General features: G+C 52.3%; 22 protein-coding genes. All 22 read right to left on the bottom strand.

Going from position 1 to position 26,568, the window contains the following annotated elements:
- Nucleotides 1-98: 98 nt before the first annotated feature.
- Complete coding sequence (locus GC101_RS34920) at nt 99-443, bottom strand: YlmC/YmxH family sporulation protein (RefSeq protein ID WP_039304293.1); 345 nt, start codon at nt 441-443, stop codon at nt 99-101.
- A 165-nt stretch (nt 444-608) separates the two neighbouring features.
- Nucleotides 609-1,391 (bottom strand): RNA polymerase sporulation sigma factor SigG, encoded by a 783-nt coding sequence (gene sigG / locus GC101_RS34915; protein WP_039304289.1) that lies wholly within the window; start codon nt 1,389-1,391, stop codon nt 609-611.
- 78 nt (nt 1,392-1,469) lie between these two features.
- Nucleotides 1,470-2,189 carry an RNA polymerase sporulation sigma factor SigE gene (gene sigE, locus GC101_RS34910; protein WP_039304286.1) on the bottom strand — a complete coding sequence of 240 codons (720 nt, stop codon included), beginning with the start codon at nt 2,187-2,189 and terminating at the stop codon, nt 1,470-1,472.
- Nucleotides 2,190-2,212: 23 nt separating this feature from the next.
- Nucleotides 2,213-3,178, bottom strand: coding sequence for a sigma-E processing peptidase SpoIIGA (gene spoIIGA / locus GC101_RS34905; RefSeq protein WP_171721024.1), 966 nt, complete (start codon nt 3,176-3,178; stop codon nt 2,213-2,215).
- A 210-nt stretch (nt 3,179-3,388) separates the two neighbouring features.
- The gene (locus GC101_RS34900; protein WP_171721023.1) at nt 3,389-4,321 is read right to left on the bottom strand and encodes an Rpn family recombination-promoting nuclease/putative transposase; all 933 of its coding nucleotides are present in this window, start codon (nt 4,319-4,321) and stop codon (nt 3,389-3,391) included.
- Between the two features lie 127 nt (nt 4,322-4,448).
- Entirely contained in the window at nt 4,449-5,564 is a 1,116-nt protein-coding gene (gene ftsZ / locus GC101_RS34895) for a cell division protein FtsZ (RefSeq protein WP_042139382.1), read from the bottom strand.
- Between the two features lie 64 nt (nt 5,565-5,628).
- Nucleotides 5,629-6,891: a cell division protein FtsA gene (ftsA, locus tag GC101_RS34890; RefSeq protein ID WP_039304274.1), complete on the bottom strand. Its 1,263-nt coding sequence runs from the start codon at nt 6,889-6,891 to the stop codon at nt 5,629-5,631.
- Nucleotides 6,892-7,232: 341 nt separating this feature from the next.
- A complete protein-coding gene (locus tag GC101_RS34885) occupies nt 7,233-7,997 on the bottom strand; it encodes a cell division protein FtsQ/DivIB (protein WP_171721022.1) in 765 nt (254 codons plus the stop codon).
- 66 nt (nt 7,998-8,063) lie between these two features.
- Nucleotides 8,064-9,347 carry a UDP-N-acetylglucosamine 1-carboxyvinyltransferase gene (gene murA, locus GC101_RS34880; RefSeq protein ID WP_042139384.1) on the bottom strand — a complete coding sequence of 428 codons (1,284 nt, stop codon included), beginning with the start codon at nt 9,345-9,347 and terminating at the stop codon, nt 8,064-8,066.
- Nucleotides 9,348-9,533: 186 nt separating this feature from the next.
- The gene (murG, locus tag GC101_RS34875; RefSeq protein WP_171721021.1) at nt 9,534-10,649 is read right to left on the bottom strand and encodes an undecaprenyldiphospho-muramoylpentapeptide beta-N-acetylglucosaminyltransferase; all 1,116 of its coding nucleotides are present in this window, start codon (nt 10,647-10,649) and stop codon (nt 9,534-9,536) included.
- A 5-nt stretch (nt 10,650-10,654) separates the two neighbouring features.
- Nucleotides 10,655-11,752 carry a stage V sporulation protein E gene (gene spoVE, locus GC101_RS34870; protein WP_171721020.1) on the bottom strand — a complete coding sequence of 366 codons (1,098 nt, stop codon included), beginning with the start codon at nt 11,750-11,752 and terminating at the stop codon, nt 10,655-10,657.
- Nucleotides 11,753-11,801: 49 nt separating this feature from the next.
- Nucleotides 11,802-13,223, bottom strand: coding sequence for a UDP-N-acetylmuramoyl-L-alanine--D-glutamate ligase (murD, locus tag GC101_RS34865; RefSeq protein ID WP_171721019.1), 1,422 nt, complete (start codon nt 13,221-13,223; stop codon nt 11,802-11,804).
- 3 nt (nt 13,224-13,226) lie between these two features.
- Nucleotides 13,227-14,192 (bottom strand): phospho-N-acetylmuramoyl-pentapeptide-transferase, encoded by a 966-nt coding sequence (gene mraY, locus GC101_RS34860; protein ID WP_171721018.1) that lies wholly within the window; start codon nt 14,190-14,192, stop codon nt 13,227-13,229.
- 16 nt (nt 14,193-14,208) lie between these two features.
- Nucleotides 14,209-15,621, bottom strand: coding sequence for a UDP-N-acetylmuramoyl-tripeptide--D-alanyl-D-alanine ligase (locus GC101_RS34855; RefSeq protein ID WP_171721017.1), 1,413 nt, complete (start codon nt 15,619-15,621; stop codon nt 14,209-14,211).
- Nucleotides 15,618-17,105, bottom strand: a complete 1,488-nt coding sequence (locus tag GC101_RS34850; RefSeq protein ID WP_171721016.1) for a UDP-N-acetylmuramoyl-L-alanyl-D-glutamate--2,6-diaminopimelate ligase — start codon at nt 17,103-17,105, stop codon at nt 15,618-15,620. Before GC101_RS34850 ends, GC101_RS34855 begins: the two co-directional genes overlap by 4 nt.
- Before the next feature lie 36 nt (nt 17,106-17,141).
- A complete protein-coding gene (locus GC101_RS34845; RefSeq protein ID WP_171721015.1) occupies nt 17,142-19,067 on the bottom strand; it encodes a stage V sporulation protein D in 1,926 nt (641 codons plus the stop codon).
- Nucleotides 19,068-19,159: 92 nt separating this feature from the next.
- A complete protein-coding gene (locus GC101_RS34840; RefSeq protein WP_246354640.1) occupies nt 19,160-21,304 on the bottom strand; it encodes a PASTA domain-containing penicillin-binding protein in 2,145 nt (714 codons plus the stop codon).
- 142 nt (nt 21,305-21,446) lie between these two features.
- Nucleotides 21,447-21,842, bottom strand: coding sequence for a hypothetical protein (locus GC101_RS34835; protein ID WP_042139392.1), 396 nt, complete (start codon nt 21,840-21,842; stop codon nt 21,447-21,449).
- A gap of 23 nt (nt 21,843-21,865) precedes the next feature.
- Nucleotides 21,866-22,819 (bottom strand): 16S rRNA (cytosine(1402)-N(4))-methyltransferase RsmH, encoded by a 954-nt coding sequence (gene rsmH / locus GC101_RS34830; RefSeq protein ID WP_039304239.1) that lies wholly within the window; start codon nt 22,817-22,819, stop codon nt 21,866-21,868.
- Between the two features lie 38 nt (nt 22,820-22,857).
- The gene (mraZ, locus tag GC101_RS34825; protein WP_039304237.1) at nt 22,858-23,295 is read right to left on the bottom strand and encodes a division/cell wall cluster transcriptional repressor MraZ; all 438 of its coding nucleotides are present in this window, start codon (nt 23,293-23,295) and stop codon (nt 22,858-22,860) included.
- A 202-nt stretch (nt 23,296-23,497) separates the two neighbouring features.
- Complete coding sequence (locus GC101_RS34820; protein WP_171721013.1) at nt 23,498-24,769, bottom strand: adenosylhomocysteinase; 1,272 nt, start codon at nt 24,767-24,769, stop codon at nt 23,498-23,500.
- A 24-nt stretch (nt 24,770-24,793) separates the two neighbouring features.
- Nucleotides 24,794-26,425, bottom strand: coding sequence for a bacillithiol biosynthesis cysteine-adding enzyme BshC (gene bshC / locus GC101_RS34815; protein ID WP_171721012.1), 1,632 nt, complete (start codon nt 26,423-26,425; stop codon nt 24,794-24,796).
- Between the last annotated feature and the right edge of the window lie 143 nt (nt 26,426-26,568).

The following is a 26,568-nucleotide window of genomic DNA, read 5'->3' as shown; positions in this document are numbered from 1 at the left end:
CGATGTTATGCTCCGATGCCTATCCAAGTACTTTGCGGGGACCCGACTGAGCCCACCCTATGCCTTTACCTATATCCGCAGAAAAAAGACGCACCCGATTAATAAGTGCGCCGCTCGCTGCGTTCCGGCCGCTCCAGATACATCATCTCCCGCTCTTCCTGGCCCTGAGGCATCCGGGATTCCTCAATCTTCACCAGGACGACATCGGCACCGATCTTGACGATATTCCGCCACGGGATAATCAGATCGGCACCGCCTCCGAACAGTCCCATGAACCTTGTATATCCCGGTACGATGATGGCATCAATAACCCCGCGGCGCAGATCCAGCTCCAGATCACTAATCTGCCCGAGCCGCTTGCCGTCCACAATATTAATGACATCCTTGGTTTGAAAATCAGAAATTTTCATCTTTTTGCCTGACCCTACGGAATCTTCATTCATCCTGCCACCCCTGTACATTCAGACCTATAGCTCCAGTATATGTCCTTAAGGCTTGGCAACATGTCTTAATTCATTTCCGGCCTTCGCCGTTACATACAAAAGGATACCCCGGGCAGCTGCTCACGCGCCTTCCGGAATATCCCCCGCTTATCTATAGCCTGCTGTTTAAGACTTCACATGCTTTTGCATTTGCTGGATAGCCGACTTCTCAAGCCGCGATACCTGCGCCTGTGAGATCCCAATCTCATCCGCTACCTCCATCTGGGTTTTACCTTCAAAGAACCGCATGGACAAAATACGTTTCTCGCGCTGTCCCAGCCGCTGCATGGCTTCACGAAGAGCAATCTCTTCAATCCAGGATACATCTTTGTTCTTATCATCGCTGATCTGATCCATCACATAGATCGGATCACCGCCGTCATGATAGATCGGCTCGAACAGGGATACCGGGTCCTGAATAGCATCAAGGGCAAAGACGACATCCTCTTTAGGTACCCCGAGCGCTTCTGAAATTTCGAGGATCGTCGGTTCCCGCGAATTCTGATTGGTCAGGCTGTCACGGACCTGAAGGGCCTTATAGGCAATATCCCGCAGCGAGCGCGATACCCGGATCGGGTTGTTGTCACGCAAGTAGCGGCGGATCTCTCCGATGATCATCGGCACCGCATAGGTAGAGAACTTGACATTCTGCGATAAATCAAAATTATCGATGGCTTTCATGAGTCCGATGCAGCCTACCTGAAACAGATCATCCACGAACTCCCCACGATTATTGAACCTTTGAATTACGCTAAGAACAAGTCTAAGGTTACCATTTACCAATTTCTCTCTGGCGGATCGCTCGCCCTGCTGCTGCAGCGAAGTGAACAATGCCCGCATTTCCACGTTCGTAAGAACGGGTAGCTTAGCGGTGTCCACACCGCAAATCTCGACTTTATTTCGGGTCATGATGATTTACCTCCCAAGGAGAAACATTACTGTACATTATCTCCCCGGTCCGGCATTTTATTCCTCGGTTCCTTCAGCTTACACCATCTTGTTGAACTCCTTGCGCAGCCGCTTGATAATTCTTTTCTCCAGCCGCGAGATGTAGGATTGGGAAATGCCAAGCAAATCAGCAACATCCTTTTGGGTTTTTTCCTCACCGCCGCGCAGTCCGAACCGCAGCTCCATAATTAATCTTTCCCGTTCACTGAGCTTCTCCAGCGCCTTCTGCAGCAGCTTGCGGTCCACCTGTTCTTCGATATTCCGGTAAATCGTGTCATTCTCCGTTCCCAGCACATCCGATAACAGCAGCTCGTTGCCGTCCCAGTCAATATTCAGAGGTTCATCAAAAGAAACCTCGCTTCTAGTTTTGCTGTTGCGCCGCAGATACATCAGAATTTCATTCTCAATGCAGCGTGAGGCATAGGTGGCCAGTTTTATTTTTTTCTCCGGATCAAAGGTATTGACCGCCTTAATCAGTCCAATCGCCCCGATGGAAACAAGATCCTCGATATTAATCCCTGTGTTCTCGAATTTCCGGGCGATATACACCACCAGCCGCAGGTTGCGTTCAATCAGCATGGCCCGGACTGCCGCATCACCGCTTGAGAGCCGCTGCAGCAGGAATTCTTCCTCTTCCCGTGTAAGCGGAGGAGGCAGCGCTTCACTGCCCCCGATATAATAAATTTCCTGGCTCTTCAGTCCCAGCAGAAACAGCATGCGATAATACTGCAGTTGCAGCACAAGTTTGAATTTGACCATTTATTGTTCCTCCTATATGTTCCTTAACTCATAGCCTTGTCTGCCGGCGCCTCTACAGCGCTCTCATTGTGGGTCAGGTCAGGATGTATGACCGCCCGGTACGCTCCGTCTCCCGACAGTGTCCCGCCATCCAGCCCGATGAGAACCCTCTTGCTGTAAAAGGTTTCTCCGCCAAGCTTTATCATCACTGAATCCGGCTTCAACGCGAGCATGAAGGATGCCCCGCGGTTAACGCCTCTGTACGGCACCAGCCGTATTCTGTCCTGCCACGCAAACGACTGCCCGTCCGCTTCCAGCACAAGTGTATCTGCCCCTGTCTGTGTCAGCCTCCCTTTCCATGAGGCCGGCAGATGGCCTTCCCATAGTGAGGATTCCATAACCATGACCGGAATTCGCGTAAGCGGATCATTGAGCCGGTTTCCGGTGTCCAGCAGCCCTGGACAGGTAACAGATACTCCGTCAATCTCCACGGTCACTTCACCGATATATGTCTCCAGCTGCTCCCTGCGCCTGCGCGAGGATTGAATCAGCTTGAAGAGAAGAAGCACCAGCGGAAGCATCGCAAGCACGAACCAGAATCCAATTTTCAACCGGTAAGCTTGGCCGCCTGAAGAAGTAAAGATAATCCCGTTCCAGATGTCGCCTGAGCTTTGCAGCAAATAATGAATCCCTACTATACCTCCTGCCGCCGCAAAATTAATGATATAAAATGCCCCTAATGCACGAAGATAGCTTTGCAGACTTCTAAATCCGAACGCGATCCACAGCATCACTACCGACAACCCGAATTTGATGAGGAAGGTGTACATGAAGGACAGCTCCGGTACAAACATCATCACGACATAGAGCGCGCCAACCAGCGCAGAGAGAGACAGGCGCCACCAGGACACCTTCAGCTTGACCAGCCAGCTGGTCAGCCACAATAGAATTCCGTCGATCAGCAGATTGGCGGCGAAGATCAAGTCAATATAAACAACCAGTGTTTTCACCTGCCTGGTAACGGATATCTAGCCGGAGGCCAGGGTGAAGGCTCTCTTTTTAGACGATAAGATTAGTATAGGAACTCTCGCATTCAAAGTCTGTCTAAACTTGGGGGGCGTACTTACGTTTTTTTTGTCGAGTTATAGGTCAGCAGAGATATTAAGAGGATAAAAGAAAAAGCCAGCCTGTAGAGGCTGACTTCAAGTTCGAATATTCATTCAAGTGATAGATTTCAACTCTTCTTCAGTCAGTCCGGTTGCCTTCATTACAGCAGGAAGATCCAGCCCCATAGCCAGGAGATTCCTGGCTATTTCCAATTTTGCCTCGAGCTCGCCTTCTGCTCTGCCTTCTGCTCTGCCTTCTGCTATGCCTTGCACTATGCCTTCTGCTCTGCCTTCTGCTTTTCCTACTTCTCTGCCTTCTGATATGCCTTTAGCAAACCCTTCTCTTTGTGCACCGTCTCTCTGCGAGGCTTCGTCAAGCAGAAACTTCTGGCGGTCCTCATATTTACGCCGGGCTTCCGAATCCTGACTCAGAAACTCCAGGGTTTCCATCGCCTTCCTCAAAGCAGGCTCGTTCATCAATAGCACCTCCCAATCCGAGTGGTTTATTCCCTTCAAGAACAGCAGCCAGTTCACCAGACCGCCTTGGCCGGGAACAGCTGGCTGATTCAGCTTGGGTAATTCCAGAAAATGAATTTCAATATCATCCGTGAGCGGCGTTCCGGTTGCATCCTCCCGTAAGTGAAACACACTATGCGGATGTTCGTTAGGCAGCACCTTATAATTCAGAATGTTGATTGTTACGCATTTCTTGAGGTCTGTATATTTGCCGCTTACCTGAAGCTGGCCCGCATAACGTTTGCTCCAGTAATATAAGGTCCTTTTCTCAATATCATATTTGTTGAACAGCTGCATTTCAATATTGATCAGCTTGCCGTCTGCAGACTTCGCCCAAATATCAAATATTGATTGCTTATCCAGCGGATCATCCTTATCTGTATAAGGATTGAGCAGCACTACTTCCTCCAGCGGGGAATCTCCCGCATCCATGAATATCCGGTTCAGAAAAGCCAGCAGCACATCCTTGTTACTCTCGCTTGCAAATATCCGTTTAAATACAAAATCCACCCGGGGGTCCAGCAGTTCCATTCCATCGTCTCCCGTTATCGTTATTATAACAGCCTAAAAACAAAAAAACACCGTATTCGTCCCAGCTCTAGGCGGGTCGAATACGGTGCTTCCGTAAAAAAGCTATGCAGTTCATTGCTCTTCGTTCTTAATCATTGTTGCCGCGTGTCCGGTTGCGCAGGAAGGTTGGAATATCCAGCTGATCAGAGGTTGTCTGATTGCCGAACGGACGCAGATTCGCATTCTTATCCTTGTCCGCTGCCGGCTCACTGCTGGATGCAGGACGGCGAGCAGGCGCTACAGGGGAAGGCTTATGTTCAAAGCCGGTAGCAATTACCGTAACCTTGATTTCGTCCTTCATGCTCTCTTCGATAATCGCACCGAAGATCATATTCACTTCAGGATCGGAAGCAGAGGTAACAATCTCAGCCGCTTCATTAACCTCATACAAGGAGAGGTTGGAGCCGCCTGTAATGTTCATAATTACGCCGCGTGCACCTTCGATGGAGGTTTCGAGGAGCGGGCTCATAATGGCTTTGCGGGCCGCTTCCGAGGCACGGTTCTCGCCGGTCGCAATACCGATACCCATAAGCGCTGAACCGCGCTCCGTCATAATTGTCTTCACATCGGCAAAGTCAAGGTTGATCAGGCCGGGAACGGCAATGAGATCAGATATCCCTTGCACAGCCTGGCGGAGTACATTATCCGCTTCACGGAATGCCTCCAGCATTGGTGTTTTCTTATCCACAATTTCCAGCAGGCGGTCATTCGGAATCACGATCAGCGTATCCACTTTTTCTTTCAACGCTTCGATTCCCAGTTCTGCCTGATTGGAACGTTTTCTGCCTTCAAAAGTAAACGGACGGGTCACGACGCCAACCGTCAATGCTCCGCACTCTCTGGCAATCTCGGCAATTACAGGCGCTGCGCCTGTTCCGGTACCCCCGCCCATACCTGCGGTTACGAATACCATATCTGCACCTTTAAGCGTATTTGAAATCAGATCGCGGGATTCTTCAGCCGCTTTCTTCCCCACCTCAGGATTGGCTCCAGCGCCAAGTCCGCGGGTCAGTTTATCCCCGATTTGCAGTTTATGCTCCGATTTGGCCATATGCAGCGCTTGGGCATCTGTATTAACCGTGATGAATTCAACACCCTGAACGCCATTTTCAATCATCCGGTTTACAGCATTGCTTCCGCCGCCGCCTACGCCGATGACCTTTATTTGGGCTAAGCTCTCCATTTCAAAATCAAATTCCAACATATTGTTTCCATCTCCCCCTTGAGTAGTGCTTGGATGGCCAGTCCAAGTATATCTGGACTTACACTTATATGAACTCGCTGAACATATTCTTTAGACGTTCTACCAGCCCCGGCTTCTTGGAAGAATCCTGGCTAGGTGCAGCACTTTGCTTGCTGCGGTTAACCGTCTTCTTATTGGCGCTTCCGCCGCTGCTTCGTCCGCGGAATCTGCGCACAACGGTATGGAGTATACCTACACCGCCGGTGAAGCCGGGGTCACGTACTCCAATATAATCAGGTACGGCAATACGTACGGAGGCTGCCAGCTCAGTCTGGGCGACCTTCAGGACACCCGGCATCGAAACGGTGCCACCCGTTAGTATATAACCTCCCGGAAGCTCATTGTAACCAAGCCGCTTCACTTCCTGGCGGATCAGATGGAAGATTTCTTGAACTCTGGGCTCAATAATCGCCGCCAGATCCTCCTGGTTGAATTCCTTCTCAACATTGCTGCCGATCCGCAGAACCTTGAACACGACATCCGAGGCGGCGTCATCAATCCAGGCACAGCCATATTTCAGCTTGACCTTCTCGGCCTGATCGGTAAGCGTTCGCAGACCGTATGCAATATCATTGGTTATAAATTCTCCTCCGATCGGAATCGTAGAGGTTGCGCACAAGGAACCTTCTTCATATACGGCTATCGTCGCCTGGCCGGCACCGATATCCACCAGTACTGCTCCCATTGATTTCTCATCCTTGGAAAGCGCTAATCCGCCTGCCCCGAGAGACATAAGCACAAGATCTTTAACCTTCAGACCTGATTTCTCCACGCAGCGCAGCAGATTATGTATTGGTGTCTTAGCCCCGGTAATGATCGTTGCTTCAACCTCGAGGCGAACTCCGATCATTCCGCGCGGATCTTGAATTCCTTCAAGCCCGTCGACGATATATTGCTTGGCGACAACATCAATGACTTCGCGCTCAGGAGGCAGTGCTATGACCTCAGCAGCCTTGATTACGCGGTCGATATCATCTTCGCCGATCTCACGGTCTTCATTCTGCACGGCAACTACGCCGTGACTGGATTGCAGGCCGATATGATTACCGGATATACCGACATACACCTCGGATATTTGAATACCGACCATTTGCTCCGCATGCTCTACGGCACTCTTGATCGATTGCACAGTCTGATCGATGTCTACAATCGCACCCTTGCGTATTCCTTCCGAATCAGCAGATCCAACGCCAATAATATTAAAGGTTCCATTGGTAACTTCCCCAATAATTGCCCGAACTTTGGATGTACCGATGTCCAAACTAACAATGATGTCATTGTTGCTCAAGCCCTATGGCACCTCCTGTTATAATCATAATGAATTGTGAAGCCAAATAAATAGAAAATACGCTTTGATCCCGGTCCCGGGAAACTTCTCTGTACATATTCAACATCCCTAATCCTTTCCCTCTTTTTTCTACAAATTTTTTGAATGGAATAATATAACAGCCTTTTGACATGCAAACAACTGCTTTCAATTTTGCGTAAAGCATATAAGTTCTTACCTTTTAAGAAATGACAGCTATATCCATGAATGCATTTCAAAAAATCCGCAGAAAAAAGAGGGATATTGCTTATTGCCCGTAAAACCGATTGTAGCATTTTTTCCGCTCTATTAGTAGGGACTATTTACTCTTGTGTGTCTGCATCCTCCCCGGAATCCTCAGCTTCCGTATGAAATGGGACATAAGAATCGGCCTCAAGCATCTTGATCAATCCCGGCTGCTCGTTTTCAATCACTTGATTCAGGTATTCCACTTTATCCTTAAGCAGTGAAATTGCCGTAATGACCTCAAACCGTGAACGTGTATACAGCTTGATACGGTCCGGAAAAGACAAAGTCGGGGAGGGGACGATCTCGGATATATCACTGGTCAGTTCATTCGGAATATCAGCCAGCGCCTGGCACAGCTTCGTCTTGTAAGGATCATCAGCCTTCCAGTTGGTTAATATCGGCTTCTCAACGGCAATCCCTGTATCCTTGACAGATACTGCAGCTCCGCTGGACAGAATCGCCTCAAGCGATCCAGCCTCATCCAGCTCGTATGCCACTGCGGGGAATTCCTTAATGCTGATGTTAATCACACCGGGGAATTTCTTGTCCACAGCCGCTTCCTGAACCGTCTTCAGTCCTGTCAGTGCACTTTCCACGGAATCTCCGGAGACCGCGAAGAACTGTCCGCCGATTGTAAGACCGCTTGCGGTAAGCAATTCCTCCCGGGATGTATATTTATCCCCCTGGAAATTGATAGCCGTAATCTTACTGACGGACGAACGGAAAAATATCACGGCCAGCAGCGCAATAAACAGCAGCAGCAGGATAATGGTGATTTTACGGCTCATTCTCTTACTGGGCTTGTCCTCTTTAAGAAGAGGCATTCGGGTTTTAGGCATTCTCATATCTCCGTAATAAGGCCCTGTCTCCTTCCCGCGCACTCGGGCCGAAGGAGACAGGGAGCTTTAATTGGCCAAATCCAGCGGGTCCGGCACAGGTACCTTGCGGCTAATGCGTGCACCCAGCTTCTGAAACAGTATCTCGATGCCGTCATATCCGCGGTCAATATGATGCGCCTGCTCAACAACGGTAGTTCCTTGAGCGGCAAGTCCGGCGATAACCAGGGCAGCTCCGGCACGCAGGTCGGTGGCTTCTACCGTAGCCCCGTATAATCTCTGCACTCCGCGTATAAACGCCCGGTTCAGGTCAATGGAAATGTCGGCTCCCATCCGGGCCATCTCCTCCACATGCTTAAAGCGTCCTTCAAATACAGTTTCTTTAATCACACTGAATCCGTCAGCCAGGGACAAAAGGACCATCACCTGGGATTGCAGATCTGTAGGGAACGAAGGATACGGGGAGGTTACAATTCTTTCTACTGCACGCGGACGCCCCATACAGCTGATATTAATTATATCATTGCAAACTGTAATTTGAACACCGGCACGCCTCAGAACATGAATCAGAGAAGTCAAGTGTCCTGCGTTGGTGTGGGTGAGCGTCACATTCCCCCTTGTAGCTGCAGCTGCGATCATTACGGTCCCGGCAACTATCCGGTCGGGAATGACCTCATAATTGCAAGGATACAGCTTGGAGACGCCCTGAATGGTGATCGTATCTGTTCCCGCACCGATGATTTGCGCACCCATCGCATTCAGGAAATTCTGCAGATCCTGAATTTCCGGCTCTCTGGCCGCTCCGGACACCGTTGTGGTCCCCTCCGCCATAGCGGCAGCCATCATGATATTCTCCGTGGCTCCGACGCTTGGATAATCCAGATGAATATCACAGCCTGTCAGTTTGGCAGCCCGGCAGCAGATCATCCCGCTGGTCTCCTCAATCTCCGCCCCGAGCAGCTTCAGACCCTGCAGGTGAAGATCAATTTTGCGTTCCCCGATGGCACAGCCGCCCGGCTGATAAATCGTTACTTCACCAAACCTGGACAGAAGCGGTCCCATTAGAAAAATGGAGGATCTCATCTGCCGCATTAAATCCTCCGGAACATGGGAGGTTGCGACGCAGGTTGTATCGACCGTAACTGTTTCATCTTCATGCACGGCCCTGCAGCCCAGCCTTTCCAGAATATCCAGCATAGTTTCGATGTCCAGCAGCTTCGGCACATTATGCAGTGAGTGAACTCCTTCGGCCAGCAGGCTTGCCGCCAGAATCGGCAGGGCCGCATTTTTCGCTCCATGGATACGTATGGTGCCTGACAGGGGATTTCCACCCTCAATCACCAATTTGTCCAATGTATCACCTCCGAGATTACCGCTCACCCACCGTTGGGCACTTCCTGTACACAGATCAACAGAAATAGGCCGGGAAGCTACCCCGCTCCACATTTCATGAACTGGAAGTGCTCTGGGTGATTGTCACGATTATAGGATCATCCTATGTTCGTGACCTCTCGTGTGTGACAATGTAAGCCCGGGATTCTAGCGTTTCCGGCCTGCGGCCAATCTGCGGAGCTCGGCGACAACCAGCGAGGCGGAGTCTCTTTTACCCAGCCGCCTTGAGGCATCAGACATACTGCGGCGTGCAGCGTCCGCTCCGATAATCTTATGCACCGCTGCGAATAGTGCGTCGCCGCTTAAATCCTTCTCCAGCAGCACAACGGCTGCCCCTTCACGTTCAAGCTGTCTGGCATTCGCTTCCTGGTGATTATTCGTCACATTGGGAGAAGGGATAAGCACAGAGGGAATGCCTAGCGCAGTAATCTCTGCAAGAAACGATGCCCCCGCCCGGTTCACGATGAGTGAAGTACAGGCCAATACCTCGGGCATATTATGAATATACGGAAGAATATGCAGGGAGTTCGGCAAGCTTCCGAGCTTCTCACGCACAGCTTTACGGGTTTCCTCGAAATAAGCCTCTCCGGTAACGTACACATAGTGAACACCATTACCCTTACCCACAAACGGAGCCATTTCAATCATCGCCCGGTTAATTGCCCTGGCGCCTCCGCTGCCTCCGACTACCAGCACAACCGTACTGCCTTCAGGAATCCCCAGTGAAGCGAATCCCCGCTGCGGGTTGGCAGTCATTACCGTAGTTGCCCGGGGGTTGCCTGTGTAGATTACGTTCTTAGCCCCCGGAAAAGCCGGCTCCGTGCCTTCAAAACTTACGGCGACCGTATCGGCATACCGGCTGAGGAAGCGGTTGGTCAGGCCGGGGATCGCGTTCTGTTCATGGATAAGCGTCGGGATGCCTAGCCGGGATGCAGCGTACACTACCGGCCCGCAGACATATCCGCCTGTGCCGATGACAACATCCGGCTTGAACTCCCGCAGCATGGCTTTGGAGGCCTTCACCCCCTTCAGGAAACGCATTACCGTCTTCACATTGTCCATTGAGAGCTTACGGCGGAAGCCGGTAATATCAATCGCTTTAAAGGGCAGATTCTCTTGGGGAACAAGCTTGCTCTCCAGACCGCGTTTGCCCCCGATATACAGGAAGACGGATTTCTCTTCTTCGGATTCCAGCTGTCTGGCTACGGCTACGGCCGGATAGATATGTCCGCCCGTACCGCCGCCGCTTAATACAATACGCATGTCTTTCACCTCGCATAACGGGATAAATTAAGTAGAATGCCAAGGGCTGTAAGCATCAGGGTCAGCGATGAGCCTCCATAGCTGATCAGCGGAAGCGTAATGCCGGTAACCGGCATCAGGCCGATAACCACACCGATGTTGATGATCACCTGAATAGCAACCATACAGACGATACCTACGGCCAGATAGCTGCCGAAACGGTCCGGCAGACTCATCGCTACCTTCATTCCGCGCCAAATTAGAATCAGGAAGAGCAGCAGCACTGCCAGCCCCCCGATAAACCCCAGCTCCTCAGCCAATATGGAGAAAATAAAATCGGTCTGCGGCTCCGGCACATAGCTGTACTTCTGCCGGCTCATGCCGAGACCCAAGCCCCCCAGTCCTCCGGGTCCAATCGCGTACAGCGACTGTATGATCTGATATCCGGCCCCGAGCGGATCGGACCAGGGGTCCAGGAAGGCCGTAATCCGCTGCAGACGGTAGGGTGCGGCGGCAATAAGCCCCACGAACCCGGCAACACCCAGTGCGCCCAGGGAGAGCAGATGCTTCATCCGGGCCCCTGCCGTGAAGACCATCATCAAGGCAGCCCCGAACATGACAGTGCCTGTACCGAGATCCGGCTGGAGCATGATCAGCGCAAAAGCGGAACCGATCAGCGCAAGCGGCGGAAGCAGGCCGCGGGTGAAGCTGGAAATATCGTAATCCTCTGTTCCGAGCCATTTGGCGAGAAAGAGGATCATCCCCATCTTCATGAACTCCGAGGGCTGAATGCCGAAAGAACTGATTCCCAGCCAGCTGCGCGCACCGCCGCGCACGACCCCGATGCCGGGAACCAGCACCAGCACCAGCAGTACGAAGCAGAAAATCAGGGCCGGCCTGGCGAACTTCTTCAGCACCACATAATCCGTATTCGCGGTGATGAACATGGCGATAAGACCCAGGCCTGCGAACAGCAGCTGTCTTTTGACAAAATAAAACGAGTCGCCATAATTGCGGAAGCCCAAAACGGACCCGGCGCTGTATACCATTACCATACCGATGGCCAGCAAAGCCAATATCGGAAGCAGCAGCCAGATATCGGGCGCATGACGGGATTTGTTCATCAGGAGCACACCTCTTGCATCCGTAGTAGGGGCTTATCCACCCCCCTACTTAAAGGTTATGCACCGCCTCTTTAAAAATACGCCCGCGCTCCTCATAGGATGTAAACATATCCCAGCTGGCACAGGCAGGAGAGAGGAGAACTACATCTCCTGCTTCCGCAAGAGCGGAAGCCTCCCGCACGGCCTCTTGCAGCACGGCGGCGGCGCTCTCCCCATTATCGACGGAGATGATTGTCTTTACTCCTGCCAGCTGCGCAACCGCGGCCAGCTTGTCCTTCGTCTCCCCAAGAGCCACCAGTGCCTTGACGTTCCCGCCGAGGACAGGCAGCAGCTCCATATAATCAGAACCGCGGTCCAGCCCTCCGGCAACGAGGATGACCGGCTTCTTGAAGGACCCCAGCGCCATGGCTGTAGCTTTGGAATTGGTAGCCTTGGAATTGTTATAGTAGGCGGCTCCCGCCTTGTCAGTCACATATTCCAGCCGGTGCTCCACACCGCGGAAGGAAGCCAGCACTCCGCCAAGCACTGCCGGGTCCGCGCCTGCGGCAATGGCGATGCCGCAGGCGGCCAGTGCATTCTCCACATTGAAGCGGCCCGGAAGGCCGATTGAATCCACATCGGCTATTTCGGTCTCGCTCTCCGTATAATCCCGGTAGATGATCACCCGCTTCAGAGCATCTTCTGTCTCCGGCACAAAGGATGGACGGACAAAGATGCCCTGAACCAGTTCTTCGGTCATGGAGAAGGGCAGGATTCCTGCTTTGATATAAGGAACCAGCTCGCGGCACACCGGATCATCCCAGTTCAGTACAGCCGTGTCGCTTGGCCCCTGATTCGCGAACAGCTTGGATTTGGAGGCCACATAATCCTCCATCCCCCCATGATAATCCAGATGGGTCTCGGCAACATTCAACAGGGCAGCGACCTTGGGCCGAAAGGCTTCCGTGCCCTTGAGCTGGAAGCTGCTGAGCTCGACAACCATCCAGTTGTCCACGTCAGCCTCCTGAGCGGCCTGACAGAGCGGCGTACCGATGTTCCCGGCAACTATAGGCCTCATCCCCGCTGCCTCCAGCATACGGCCAACCCAGGTCGTTGTAGTCGTCTTCCCGTTGGAGCCCGTAATACCGATCATAGGTGCGGCGCAGAGATGGTAAGCCACCTCTACCTCCGTTACGACTTCGATGCCAAGCCCAAGAGCCTGCTGCACCGGAGCCACGGAATAGGGAATCCCCGGATTCTTAACAACAAGCGCAACACCCTCATGAATCAGCCCCTCCGGATGCCCGCCGCATATAACAGAAATTCCCAAAGATTCCAGTTCGGAAGCTTCGGGACTTTGATCTCTTTCCTTTTTATCATTGACCGTTACAACCGCGCCGCGCTCATGCAGCACCTTGGCCACCTGGACGCCGCTTTTGGCGAGCCCCAGGACGACCACTTCTTCACCACGGTACAAATCCGGATGCTTCATATGTTACAACCCCTTGATGAGATATAGTCCAACAGCCGCGAGCACCAGGCTCACCGCCCAGAAGGAGACAACCACACGCCACTCCGACCAGCCGCCCAGCTCAAAGTGATGATGGATCGGGCTCATTCGGAACACCCGTTTGCCCCGTGTTTTGAACGAAGCAACCTGAATAATTACGGACAGCATTTCGACTACGAAGACACCGCCGATCACCACGAAGAGCAGCTCGGTCTTCGTTACAATGGCAATCGCGCCAATCGCGCCGCCAATCCCGAAGGAGCCGAAATCACCCATGAACACTTTAGCCGGATGGGCATTGAATACCAGAAAGCCAAGTACTGCACCAATCATCGCTGCAGCGCAGACACCGGCAGCAATGGAGGTTGCCTGCATGGCGACTACAGCAAAAGCAGCGAGCGCGATCGCACTGACACCGGACAGCAGTCCGTCCACACCATCCGTGAAGTTAACCGCATTGGTTACCGCCATCATCATCAGGACAATAAACGGATAGTAGAACCAGCCGCCCCAGTCAAAGCTCACCGATGTTCCCGGAATGCTGATGTTTGTATGATGTCCGCCGGAAATGAGCAGGGCGCAGAGAATGATACCAACCAGCAGCTGGCCGGCAAGCTTCTGGCGTGCCGTCAGCCCTAGGGAACGTTTGAAGGCAATTTTAATATAGTCATCCAGGAAACCGATCAGACCGTAACCCAGCGTAGCTACCAGAAGTACGTAGAAATCCGAATTAATCACCGAAAATTTCAGAAAAGACAACGTGAATGCCACCATGATGATAATTCCGCCCATTGTAGGCGTTCCCGCCTTCTTCAGATGGGTCTGAGGCCCGTCGTCGCGAACCTGTTGTCCGAACTTCATCCGGCGCAGCAGCGGGATAATCAGCGGAGCGGCAATGACCGCAAGGATAAAGGACACAGCAATAGTCAGCAGAAGTAATTGATAATCCATGGGTACACCCCCTCCATTAGTTTAAGTCAGCTTCAGAATATTCTTTCAGGCGGTGAAGCACTTCCTCCAGACGCATCCCCCGGGACGCTTTGAAGAGTACTACATCCCTGGGCCCACATTTGGTATTCAAGGCCGTGATTAAGGCTTCTTTGTCTTCAAAAGCAAATACATGTCCGGCCCCGAATCTCTCCGCCGCAGCCGCAGCAATATGAGCAGCGAGCGGTCCGTAAGTGTATACCTCATCCGTCGATGCAGGATCGAGATAGCTGCCGATCTGCTGGTGGAACAGAACTTCATCAGGCCCAAGTTCCAGCATGTCCCCCAGCACTGCGATTTTGCTCCCGCTGCACTTCATGGACTGCAGCACATCTATCGCTGCTCTCATGGACGTAGGGCTGGCATTGTAAGCATCGTTCAGCAGCGTCAGCCCGTTCGCTGCCTGCATCACTTCAATCCGCATGCCGGTCAGCTTAAGCCCGGCTAATCCGGTCTCTATATTCTCGTCAGTCACACGGAAATGCCGGGCAACCGCTAGTGCAGCGAGTGCGTTAATGACATTGTGACGCCCCGGCAGAGGCAGCGTGAAGGCACGCTCGGCATGAAGATGCGAAGTGAAGGTCATTCCAGCGCCATGAGTCATGAGACCTGAAGGATAGTCATCATTGTCTCCGGACAGCCCGAAACGGAAGCTGAGCATCCCTTCCGGCGGATTAAACCCGGGCTCTGCCATAACTTCTGCGAGCAGCGGTTCATCCCCGTTATAGATGAGTAGGCCGCCCGGCTTAAGTCCGTCCACAATCTCAAGCTTCGCCCGGGCAATTTCCTTGCGGGACCCGAGCTGCAGCAGATGGGATTCGCCCACATTGGTAATCACAGCCACATCAGGGGCAGCTATCCTGGACAGCAGGGCAATCTCACCGCGCGAGCTCATGCCCATCTCCAGCACAGCAATCTCAACATCACTGTCCATGGAGAGAATCGTAAGCGGCAGACCGATGTGATTATTGAAATTGCCCTGTGTTTTGTGTACCTTGTACTGCACTTCAAGAAGAGCGGTAATCATATCTTTGGTCGTTGTCTTGCCATTGCTGCCTGTCACGGCGACTACACGCGGCGCGAGCTCCCCCAGATATGCCGAGGACAGTCTCTGCAAAGCGGCCAGTGTATCCTCAACCAGAATAACAGGACCGCCTTCAGGCGCAGGCCCCTTATCCCGCTGCCAGAGCGTAGCGGCCGCTCCTGATGCCAGAGAGGCAGCAGCGTAATGATGGCCGTCAAAGTTGTCTCCGGCCAGCGGAACGAACAGGCAGGCAGGCGTAATTTTGCGGGAATCGGTTACGACTCCCGCAAGTTCAATATCCTTATCTTCAGCAGAGGACAGCTCTCCCCCGCACATTCCCGCGATAGTATACAGCGTTCTTGTAATCAATAGCTTCGGCCCCTTATCACTTCTTTGGCTACGATGCGGTCATCAAAATCATGAACGACCCCGCCGATTAGCTGATAGGTCTCATGACCTTTCCCCGCAATCAATACTACATCGCCGGGGCTTGCCATTTCAATAGCTTTTCTGATCGCTTCCCGCCGGTCGGGAATCATCTCATACCGTTCCTGTGATACGCCGTCCTCAAGAAGTCCCGCTTCAATATCGCGCAGAATCAGCAGCGGATCCTCTGTCCGGGGATTGTCGGAGGTAACCATGACATGATCACTGTATTTGGCAGCTATTTTGCCCATCAGCGGCCGTTTGGTCGTATCCCGGTCTCCCCCGCAGCCAAAGACGGTAATTACCTTGCCGGCAGCGAATTCACAGACAGCCTTCAGCACATTCTCCAGACCATCCGGCGTATGCGCGTAGTCTACGATGACCGCGAAATCCTGTCCGGCATCCACAGACTCGACACGTCCGTCCACACCGGCTACTGACTCCAGACTGGCTTTGATATCTTCCAGCGGCACATCCTCCAGCAGAGCAGCAGTAATGGCCGCAAGTGCATTATAGACATTGAACTTGCCGACCATCCGGAGCGAAATATCTGTCTCCCCCTTAAACGTATCCACATGGAAAAAAGTTCCTTTGGACGTGATCGAAATTTGAGAGGCCCGGACATTGGCAGGGTTGTCGATACCATATGTAATCACTTCCGCAGCGGTCTGGTCAGCAAAATAACTGCTTGCTGCATCATCCGCGTTGAGAACTGCATATTTACGCTCTTCCTTCCACGGAGAGATCACATTGCCAAGCCGCGAGAAGAACAATGCCTTAGCCGCGCGGTACTCCTCCATCGTATGGTGATAATCCAGATGATCCTGAGTCAGGTTAGTGAATATCGCTGTGCGGTAGTCCGTTCCCTTCACCCGTCCCTGCTGAAGTGCATGGGAGGATACCTCCATCACACAGCACTGCACTCCTTTGGAGGCCATATCGTTCAAAGTGCGCTGAAGCTCAAGCGATTCCTGCGTAGTACCGGACATCGGATAGCTTTGTCCGTCATAACGCATCTGAATCGTCCCGATCAGCCCCGTCTTCACGCCATGGTCCTGCATGATTTTCTCAATCAGATACGTAGTGGTGGTTTTGCCGTTGGTCCCGGTAATCCCAATCATCTTCATCCGGCTGCTGGGTGAGCCGAAGAACGCATTCGACAGCACGGACATCGCAAACCGGCAGTCATCTACCACGATCTGCGGCAGATCGATTTCCAGCTTCCGCTCACAGACTAGGGCAGCCGCACCGCTTGCGGCTGCCTGCGGTGCGTAATCATGTCCGTCCACTGTATGGCCGGGCAGGCAAATGAACAAATCGCCCGGCTTAACCTTGCGGGAATCCACCTGCAAATCCGTAATCTCGGTCTCACCTTCCCCGTATAGACGCGAAGCGGCAAGACAGGATGACAATTCATTAATTTTCATAGTAATCCCTCACTCTACATTTGTCAGACTACCCTATTATTCACTGGAAGTTCCCATATAAATCCGGATGGTTGAACCCTGCTCCACTCTTGCCCCCGCTTTGGGTGCCTGATTAATCACTGTATTGCCTGATCCGGAGCGGGCCAGCATGAAATTCATGTTCAAATCCTCATAAATATCCTGAACGGTAGCTCCTGTTAAATCGGGAACTGTTACAATCGGAGTCTCCCCATATTTATAGGTCTTCGGCAGCTGATCCTTACGCTGCGGAACCTTCAGATAATGAAGCGAATCCTCAAGAATATTCTGGACGATCGGAGCTGCTACCACACCCCCAAACTGAATTCCCTTGGGATTGTCAACTGCAGTGTAGACTACGATCTGCGGATCATCCGCTGGTGCAAATCCGATAAAAGAAACGATATGCTCCGTAGGAGAATACCGGCCGTTAATAACCTTCTGTGCCGTCCCTGTCTTGCCGCCCACACGGTAGCCGTCAATAAACGCCGGCCGGCCTGTGCCTTTGGCAACCACGCTCTCAAGGGCGGCCCGCACCTTCTTCGAAGTCTCCTCCGAGATCACCTGCCGCACTTCCTCCGGCTCTACCTCGGATACTATATTACCGGTATCCGGATTAATCCAGGCTTTGGCAACATGCGGAGTATACAGCCTGCCGCCGTTAATTGCTGCAGACACCGCAGCAATCTGCTGGATCGGTGTTACGGATACCCCTTGGCCAAAGGCCGTGGTAGCAAGCTCGACCGGACCTACCTGCGCCGGCTTGAACAGAATCCCGTTCGCTTCACCGTTGAGGTCGATCCCTGTCTTCGTGCCAAACCCGAAATCACGGATATACTTAAACAGGGTATCCTTGCCGAGACGCTGTCCCAGGGCAACAAACCCGGGGTTGCAGGAGTTCTCCACCACTTCAAGGAACGTCTGGCTTCCGTGGCCGCCTTTTTTCCAGCAGCGCAGCTTGGCACCGCCCACTTCAATATATCCCGGATCGAAAAAATGCTCATGCTGCAGATCAACCTTCCCCTCCTGCAGTGCAGCAGCCAGGGTAATGATCTTGAAGGTGGACCCCGGTTCGTACGTCATCCAGATCGGCAGATTCCGGTTATATACATCGGCATCGTATTCCTTATAGGAGCCCGGCTCATAACCCGGACGGCTTGCCATGGCTAGAATCTCACCATTGCGGGGGTCCATCGCAATCGACCAGGCACCTTGCGCCTGATACTTCACCATGGCCTGATCCAGCTCGCGTTCCATGATCGACTGAATCTGCTTATCAATCGTCAGCTGCAGGCTCAGCCCGTCCTGCGGCTCGGTATACTTCTCCGAGGAGCCAGGCATCAGCCGTCCTCCGGCATCGGACAGATACGATATATTGCCAGCGCTGCCCTGAAGCAGCTTATCGTATATGCTCTCTATCCCGGTGATCCCCTGATTGTCTATTCCCGTGAAGCCGAGAATATGTGCGGCTAAATCGCCAAAGGGATAATACCGTTTGTTATCCTCAGCCACAACGATGCCCGGCAGCTGCAAATCACGGATGCTCGCGGCAAGCTCCATCGTAATTTTGCGGCCGCCGGGCTGCAGTTTCACCGAGGCTTTCTTTTGGGTCAGCAGAGTGACCAGCTTCTCCTCGGTCATACCGAGCAGCGGAGCCAGCTGCTTCGCGGTCTGTTCCTTTTCCTTCACCTGCACAGGAATGGCATAGATCGTTGGCGAGCTGATATTATAAGCCAGTGCAACGCCCTCCCTGTCCAGAATCTCGCCGCGTTTGGCGGTGAAGGGAATATTCCGCCGCCAGGATTCCTCAGCCTTGGCGCTCAGCTTCTCCCCTTGTGATAACTGTACATAGGCAAGACGCACGGCCAGCGAACCGAACAACACGGCCAGTCCCAGCAGCGTCCACAGCATTCTCCGCCGAGTTACGACTTTCGAAACCTTCATTCCGTTCTCCCCGCTTTCGCTCGTATAGACATGATCTCTTATCTTCATGACTATTCGGGACAAACAGGGGTTAGAACAAGCCTATACAGGCGCTACTCCGCAGAATCCTCTGCATCGGGGTCAACGTTGACGGCTACAGGGATATTCTCCCCGTATTCATTCAGGGGACTGAGCTTCAGAGAAATATGCGTTTTGTTGTTATTCTTGGTCTGCGTCTGCTCTGTGACATAACCTTCGCCCTCAACCGTTATCCCTACTTTGAGCAGATTGAGAATTTCCAGGGCATCACGCAAAGATTCTCCCTTCAAATCGGGAATAGTTATTGCTTCATCCTGCTGGGTAAGCAGATAAATCCGCTGTCCGGCGGCAAGCTTTGTGCTCTTATCCGGATATTGGCTGATTACCTTTGCCCCTGTGCCGACAATCTCGAAGTCAAAGCCTTGATTAAGGAGCAGCTGTCTGGATTCCTTAACGGTTTTGTTCACGAGATCAGGTGTACTGCGCAGCTCTGAGGAGTCAGCCGCCAGCTTGACTGACGTTTTGCTTCCCACTGTGTTATCCGATTCAACCGTTTTGGGTACGCCCATATATTGCAGGGACTGCGAGACTATCTCTTTGAAAATAGGTCCGGCTGCGGCTCCGCCGCCGGCAGCATCCGCAGGCTCATCAATTACGACGAATACCGCGATCTTCGGATTATTGGCCGGAGCGTAGCCGAGGAAGGAGGCAAGTACCTTATCCCGGTCATACCCGCCCTTGCCGTCAGGCTTAATCGCCGTTCCGGTCTTGCCGGCCACCCGGTATCCTTCGATATAAGCATGCCGTCCGGTTCCGATTACCTGGTCTGCCACGACCTGCTCGAGGTAGCTGCCGGTTTCGCGGGCGCTTTCCTCTGAAATCACCTGCCGTACAACCTCCGGCTGAGTCACCGTAGTCTTGCCTGTATTAGGATCGGTAACTTCCTTCACTACATGCGGCACCATCAGCTTGCCGCCGTTCGCAATCGCAGCCATCGCCGTGAGCTGCTGAATCGGTGTAACCAGCAGCTTGCCATGGCCATAGGCCAAGGTAGCATTCTCTATCGGCCTGTTCGGATTCGGGTTGACAATACCGGTGGTCTCACCCGGAAGGTCAATGCCTGTCTTTTCCGTAAAGCCGAAATCCTTGATATATTTCAGCAGCTTTTCCTGGCCCAGCAGCTCATAACCAATCTTGACAAAGGCTACGTTACTTGAACGTTTGACCCCTTGAAGCAAGGTGATATCTCCATAACCGGCTCTGTTCATATCATAGATCGGTTTGCTGTACCCTTTGATCCGGATAGAGCCCGAATGGACGGTCTCTTCGGGATTAAACAGCTTCTCCTGAACGGCACCGGCCAGCGGTACAATCTTGAACGTGGAGCCCGGCTCAAATCTCGACATGATCGCGTGGTTATAGAAGCCAGCCGCATCCTGATTAAGGTCATAATATTCATTGGGATTGAAGGTCGGCATATTTGCCAGTCCCAGAATCTCCATCGTATTCGGATCGGCAGCAATGACGCTTATCGACTTTGGTTTGTACTCGGCATAAGCCTTCTTCATCGCCTCTTCGATATAGTGCTGAATGGTGCTGTCGATGGTCAGCTTGAAATTGCTTCCGTTCACTACAGGCTGGTAGCTATCCTGCGAATCGGGCAGCTTGATTCCCTTGCCGTCACTCTGATAATTCAGCTTACCATCCGTACCGGAGAGCTGTTTGTCGAAGTACTTTTCCAGACCCATGACCGCATTGCCGTCCCTGTCGGTGTAGCCCAGAATATGCGCAGCCAGCGAATCCTTCGGATAATAACGCTTCTGCTCCCTTACGAGACCTACACCCGTTTCCAGGGTATCATGCTCTTTCTTGAGCTTGTCCACAAAAGCCGTTACCTTATCGGCCAGATCCTGATTAATCTTCCAGCCTTCGTTGCGGATCTCCCGGTTCTTATAGTAGTTGCCCTTATCGTCTTTGGCCTCTACCAGTTTCTTCAGCTGATCTTCAGGCTTGCCAAGCAGTTCATTCAGTCCCTGGATGACCTCCTGGCCGATCCCCTTCTCGGCAATGACCTCGGGGTCAACCACAACAGTATAGGCAGGAACGTCACTGGCCAGAACACTGCCGTTACGGTCTTCAATCACACCGCGGACCGCCTTGATGGTTGAAGTATGTGCCCACTGCGTAGCTGCTTCCTTCTGCCACTTTTCACTCTGCATTACCTGAATCCAGAAAACTCTGCCGACTAAAACAAGAAAAAAGAGGGTAATACACCCTCCTATAAACAGCGTGCGAAGTTTTATTCTTTTTACCATAGCAAACCTCACAGATTCTATTATTGCGATTGAAGTCAATCGCTGATTAGTTGCCGGCTTTGTCAGTGACCTGTTTACTAAGCGGTACATAGATTGTTGAATCTACAGGAGGAGTCTTATATCCCATCTCTTCCGCCCGCTTGACCACCGTCTGTTCAAGGGTCTGCTTCTCCATCTGATAGGTAGCAATTTGCTTCTTGCTCTTCGCGATCTCGCTATCCAGCTTCTGTGCCTGCAAGTTCAAATCATAAATATGGACGTAACGCCAGATCAGGGCGGCAGATACCAGGATAAAGGCTCCCAGCGTCATCATATACAAAAGCTTCTCCTGCAGCGGAAGCACTCTCCGCCTGGTGACGACTTTTGTCTTCTCACGGTAAAGCGGGTTTACCTCTTCTTTTCTCTTGGGTTGAACTGCTAAATTGCCGCGGGTATAGGCCATCTCTGACTCTCCTTTATCGTCATTTACAATTTCTCTGCAATGCGCAGTTTGGCTGAACGGGCACGTGAATTAAGCTCCAGTTCTTCTTCTCCGGGTACGATGGGCTTGCGGTTAATCAGTTTCAGGGTTCCTTTGGCGCCGCACACGCAGTAGGGCAGATCAGGCGGACAGGTACATCTGCTTAAATAGCTGCTGAAAATCTGTTTGCAGATCCGGTCCTCCAGCGAATGGAAGGTAATTACGGATACTCTTCCCTCAGGTGCAAGGCAGCGTACAGCAGCATGCAGGCCATCCTCAAAAGCTCCCAGCTCATCATTGACAGCAATCCGCAGGCCCTGGAAGCTCCGTTTGGCAGGATGTCCTCCTGTTCTCCGCGCAGCCGCTGGAATGCCCTCTTTAATCAGCTCAGCCAATTCTCCGGTGCCCTCCACCGGACGTTCTTCCCGGCGCTCCACAATTTTGCGGGCAATCCGCCGTGAGAACTTCTCTTCTCCATACTGGAAAAGCACACGGGCAATTTCCTGTTCACTCCAGGTATTGACGATATCGGCCGCAGTCAGCTGTGCCGACTGGTCCATCCGCATATCCAGCGGAGCATCGTGATTGTAGCTGAAGCCCCGCTCCCCTTCGTCAAACTGCGGAGAAGATACCCCCAGATCGAACAGAATCCCGTCCACTTGGGGAACTCCGTCCTTTTGCGGAACAAAAGGCAGTTCCTTCAGCACTTGCTCGAGGTCACGGAAGTTGGTCTTAACCGTAACCACTTTGTCTCCGTACTCGGCCAATCTCTCTTTGGCATTGTTCAGCGCCCAGTCATCCTGGTCCAGACAGATCAGCCGGCCTTCGCCGCTAAGCTTGGATGCAATAAGCGAACTGTGCCCGGCTCCTCCGAGCGTACAGTCAACATATATACCATCCTTCTTGATGTGCAGCCCTTCTGTCGCTTCTTCCTTAAGCACCGTGATGTGGTGAAACAAGCTGCATCCCTCCAAGGCAGTAATTCGAATTGTATGTTTTATAGATCAAAATTGAAATCAACCAATTTCTCGGCAATCTCGTTGAACGATTCCTCTGACTGTTCGAAGTACTGCTCCCATAGCTCCTTGTTCCAGATCTCCACCCGGTTCGAAACGCCCAGAATAACACAGTCCTTGTCCAGCTTGGCATATTGCCGCAGATTCCCCGGCAGATTCACCCTGCCTTGCTTGTCCCATACACATTCGGTCGCTCCCGAGAAAAAAAAGCGGCTGAAGGCACGGGCATCCGATTTCATCAGTGATAGGCTTTTAAGCTTTTGCTCCATGATTCCCCATTCTTCCATGGGATAAACAAACAAGCAGGAGTCGAGGCCGCGGGTCGCCACGAAGGAGGTTCCGAGCAATTCACGGAATTTAGCCGGGATAATGATCCGGCCTTTGTCGTCAATGCTATGCTGGTATTCCCCCATAAACATGATCTTTCCCCACCCCTAAGTACCGATTCCCCACTTTGCCCCACTTTTCACCACTTAAGCATAATAGATTCGCCATTAAAAATCAAAAACCTTTTTCCGAAGCAAGGTAATTTTTTCTTGTTTGTCAAGTGGCTCTGCAATATTCCGTAAAAAATAAAAACCCGGGCCAGTTGATTGGCTCCGGGTTTTGCAGATCCATTCTTTAGTCGTTCAGATTCCAGCTGTCCAGGTAGTCCACCTGTGCCTGCGTCAGGCTGTCAATGGCGATTCCCAGACTCTCCAGCTTATAACGCGCAACCTGCTCATCAAGCTCATACGGAACATTCTCCACCTTGACGCCGATATCTTTATAATTATCATTCACATATTTGAGGGATAATGCCTGCAGCGCAAAGGTGGTATCCATAATTTCTGCCGGATGGCCATCGGCTGCGCCCAGGTTCACCAGACGTCCTTCAGCCAGCAGGTACAGCTTGCGTCCATCCTTCAGCAGATACTCTTCAATATTCTTCCGCACCGTCCGCTGGGAGGTGGAGCGTTCAGCCAGCTCCGGCTTGTTCACTTCAACATCGAAGTGTCCGGCATTACAGAGGATCGCACCATCCTTCATGACATCATAATGCTCGCCGCGGATAACATACCTGTTGCCGGTAACGGTTACGAAGAAGTCGCCGCGCTTCGCTGCTTCCAGCATTGGCATCACATGGAATCCGTCCATGTGGGCTTCTACGGCCTTAATCGCATCCACTTCAGTAACAATCACGTTCGCTCCGAGACCCTTGGCCCGCATCGCTACACCTTTACCGCACCAGCCGTAGCCCACTACAACCACTGTCTTGCCGGCTACAATCAGGTTGGTTGTGCGAACAATGCCGTCCCATGCCGATTGGCCTGTGCCATAGCGGTTATCGAACAAATATTTACAATAGGCATCATTTACAGCCACCATCGGGAACTTCAGCATGCCTTGCTTCTGCAGCGCCTTCAGCCGGATAATTCCTGTAGTTGTTTCTTCAGCGCCGCCGCGGATATTCTCCATCAGGTCAGGACGCTCAGAATGCAGCAGTGTGGCGAAATCTCCGCCGTCATCGATAATCAGATCCGGCTTGCTCTCCAGCGCCTTGATGTTCAGCGCCTTGAATTCTTCTGGTGACGGATTATATTTGGCGAACACGGTGATGCCGTCCTCAACTAATGCGGCACACACATCATCCTGTGTGGACAGCGGGTTCGAGCCGGTAATCGTAACTTCGGCACCGCCAGCCTGTACCACCTTGGCCAGGTAAGCGGTCTTGGCTTCCAGGTGAAGCGTGATCGATACCTTAAGGCCCTTGAACGGCTGCTCCGCTTCGAACTGCTCACGGATACGGTTCAGTACCGGCATATGCTGGCGAACCCAGTCGATTTTGAGATGCCCCTCGGGCGCGAGCGACATATCGGTTACGATACTATTTTCCTTGGACAAAGAACTCATGTTATAACCTCCTAAAATATATTCCTACATATAAATGATGCGGTGTGTTCCGCTGTAATCGGCGGGTACGGCCATTAGTTCCTCCAGCCAGCCCGGACCGTAACGGTTCAGATAATACATCATATTATATACTCTCTCCTGCAGTTTACCCAGAGGCATAACGGACAGCTCAATCCGTTCCCACTGCCGCAGCGCCGCCTCATTCTGCTTCTCCATCGCATCCAGTGCTTTGCCCTGCAGGAAGGAAATCTGATCCATAATCTTGTCCTTGTTGCTGTTCCCCAGCTTCAGCAGACCTGCCTGAATTCCGCCAAGCTGCTCAATCAGCGGCTCGTACATCGCGGAGAATGCGGCTTTGGTCTGTTCAAACCGTTCTTCAATCTTCAGCTCATCCTGCGCCGTTAACCACTCTTTGCGTTTATCATCCAGACCAAGACGTACATCCGTGAAGGATAGTCCGTATTTATCCATATGCTTGTGAAGCGTTCCCTCTATGACTGTAAAAGACATGCGCGGAATAATCAGCGGCATTTGTCCGCCCATCACCTTAAAGGCCTGATGCGGAATCGCCCAGTAAGCCATTTCTCCTTGTCCCAGCACCGTAGCCAGCACTGGCAGTACATAGTCCTGCATCAAAGGCCGTGTCAGCACGTTGTTGCTGAACCGCTCAGGGTGGCTCTCCAACAGCTCCAGCAGCTCTGTGCGGGAGAATGATACCACCGATTTCCGGTCTGTGAATCTGTCCCCCTCCTTATGGAGCAGAAGCCTTGCGCCTTCATGGATATAAAAGAGGTTGGCATTCCCGGGTGTCACATCCGCCTGCAGCACGTATCCGCCCGCAGCAATACGATCAGCCGCTGCGGTGTAGGCAGCCTCGAGTTCGTCATTGCGCTTGATCATTGCAGCAAACATTGGCATTTCAAGTCTGCGCAGCGCGGAATCGGCAGAATCCAGCAGAATCAGCCCGTATTGCCCAAACAGAGAACCCATCAGCTTGGCAAAAGCTGCAGTCATATTGTCCGCACCCAGCGAAGCTGCTGTGACAAACTCCATAACCTGCGGCTTGAATTCGCTATCCTGCAGCAGTCCGTCCAGCTGCCCTATAGCCTGAAGCCAGCTCTCTGCTTCCACCTTGATTTCACTGACAGAAGAACGCGGACCTTCGCCTTTATCCAGCTTAATCCGCGTAATTTCGCCCGTCCGGTTCAGTACATAGGTATGGTTGACTTCATCCCAGTCATGATCTTCACCGGCAATCCAGAACAGCGGAACAACGGGACGCCCAAGCTGGGCTGCTGCTTCCCGCGCAGCCTGAATTGCAGTAATAGCCTTATATACTACAAAGAGCGGACCTGTGAACAAACCGCTCTGCTGGCCGCCTGTGACCACCAGCGTATCCGGCTGCTCCAATAAGTCAAGGGAGCGCATTACCGCATCATGGGCATTATGCTCTGCGTTATAGCTGCGTAGGTATGAAACAACCCCGGTACGGTCTGCACGGAGGCTTGCCGTTCCATCAAGCCATTCTGCGCGCTTAACCCGGCTCTCCCGGTTGCGGAAATCCCCGCCGTACAAATGTCCTACAGTTTCATATTGATGTATATAGTCACTGGCGAGCGCAGATCCGCCAGGAAGTGGTTCCGGTACAACATTCATATGCAATTGCCTCCTGTTCTACTATAACCTGCTGTATGTAATCATAAATCGGTAAACCCTTTATGATTGTATCCAAAGTTAGGTGCGGCGTCAAAGAAAGAAGCGCCGGCATGGAGCTATACAAGCTTATATTGAAAGAATAG

Origin of the sequence: Paenibacillus phytohabitans, from assembly GCF_013141775.1 — a bacterium.
Taxonomy (GTDB): domain Bacteria; phylum Bacillota; class Bacilli; order Paenibacillales; family Paenibacillaceae; genus Paenibacillus_AQ; species Paenibacillus_AQ phytohabitans.
The sequence above is the reverse complement of the archived record's forward strand: the minus strand, read 5'-3'. Positions and strand labels throughout refer to the sequence as shown.

Bases quoted from the DNA above. Each gene is read 5' to 3' on its own strand.
- spoVE (WP_171721020.1), bottom strand. From the start codon at position 11,752: ATGAACAAATCCCGTCATGCGCCCGATATCTGGCTGCTGCTTCCGATA.
- murG (WP_171721021.1), bottom strand. From the start codon at position 10,649: ATGCGTATTGTATTAAGCGGCGGCGGTACGGGCGGACATATCTATCCG.
- GC101_RS34850 (WP_171721016.1), bottom strand. From the start codon at position 17,105: ATGAAAATTAATGAATTGTCATCCTGTCTTGCCGCTTCGCGTCTATAC.
- GC101_RS34920 (WP_039304293.1), bottom strand. From the start codon at position 443: ATGAATGAAGATTCCGTAGGGTCAGGCAAAAAGATGAAAATTTCTGAT.
- ftsZ (WP_042139382.1), bottom strand. From the start codon at position 5,564: ATGTTGGAATTTGATTTTGAAATGGAGAGCTTAGCCCAAATAAAGGTC.
- GC101_RS34885 (WP_171721022.1), bottom strand. From the start codon at position 7,997: ATGCCTAAAACCCGAATGCCTCTTCTTAAAGAGGACAAGCCCAGTAAG.
- GC101_RS34845 (WP_171721015.1), bottom strand. From the start codon at position 19,067: ATGAAGGTTTCGAAAGTCGTAACTCGGCGGAGAATGCTGTGGACGCTG.
- murD (WP_171721019.1), bottom strand. From the start codon at position 13,223: ATGAAGCATCCGGATTTGTACCGTGGTGAAGAAGTGGTCGTCCTGGGG.
- GC101_RS34835 (WP_042139392.1), bottom strand. From the start codon at position 21,842: ATGGCCTATACCCGCGGCAATTTAGCAGTTCAACCCAAGAGAAAAGAA.
- mraZ (WP_039304237.1), bottom strand. From the start codon at position 23,295: ATGTTTATGGGGGAATACCAGCATAGCATTGACGACAAAGGCCGGATC.
- GC101_RS34900 (WP_171721023.1), bottom strand. From the start codon at position 4,321: ATGGAACTGCTGGACCCCCGGGTGGATTTTGTATTTAAACGGATATTT.
- bshC (WP_171721012.1), bottom strand. From the start codon at position 26,425: ATGAATGTTGTACCGGAACCACTTCCTGGCGGATCTGCGCTCGCCAGT.
- GC101_RS34820 (WP_171721013.1), bottom strand. From the start codon at position 24,769: ATGAGTTCTTTGTCCAAGGAAAATAGTATCGTAACCGATATGTCGCTC.
- sigE (WP_039304286.1), bottom strand. From the start codon at position 2,189: ATGGTCAAATTCAAACTTGTGCTGCAACTGCAGTATTATCGCATGCTG.
- mraY (WP_171721018.1), bottom strand. From the start codon at position 14,192: ATGGATTATCAATTACTTCTGCTGACTATTGCTGTGTCCTTTATCCTT.
- sigG (WP_039304289.1), bottom strand. From the start codon at position 1,391: ATGACCCGAAATAAAGTCGAGATTTGCGGTGTGGACACCGCTAAGCTA.
- GC101_RS34840 (WP_246354640.1), bottom strand. From the start codon at position 21,304: ATGCAGAGTGAAAAGTGGCAGAAGGAAGCAGCTACGCAGTGGGCACAT.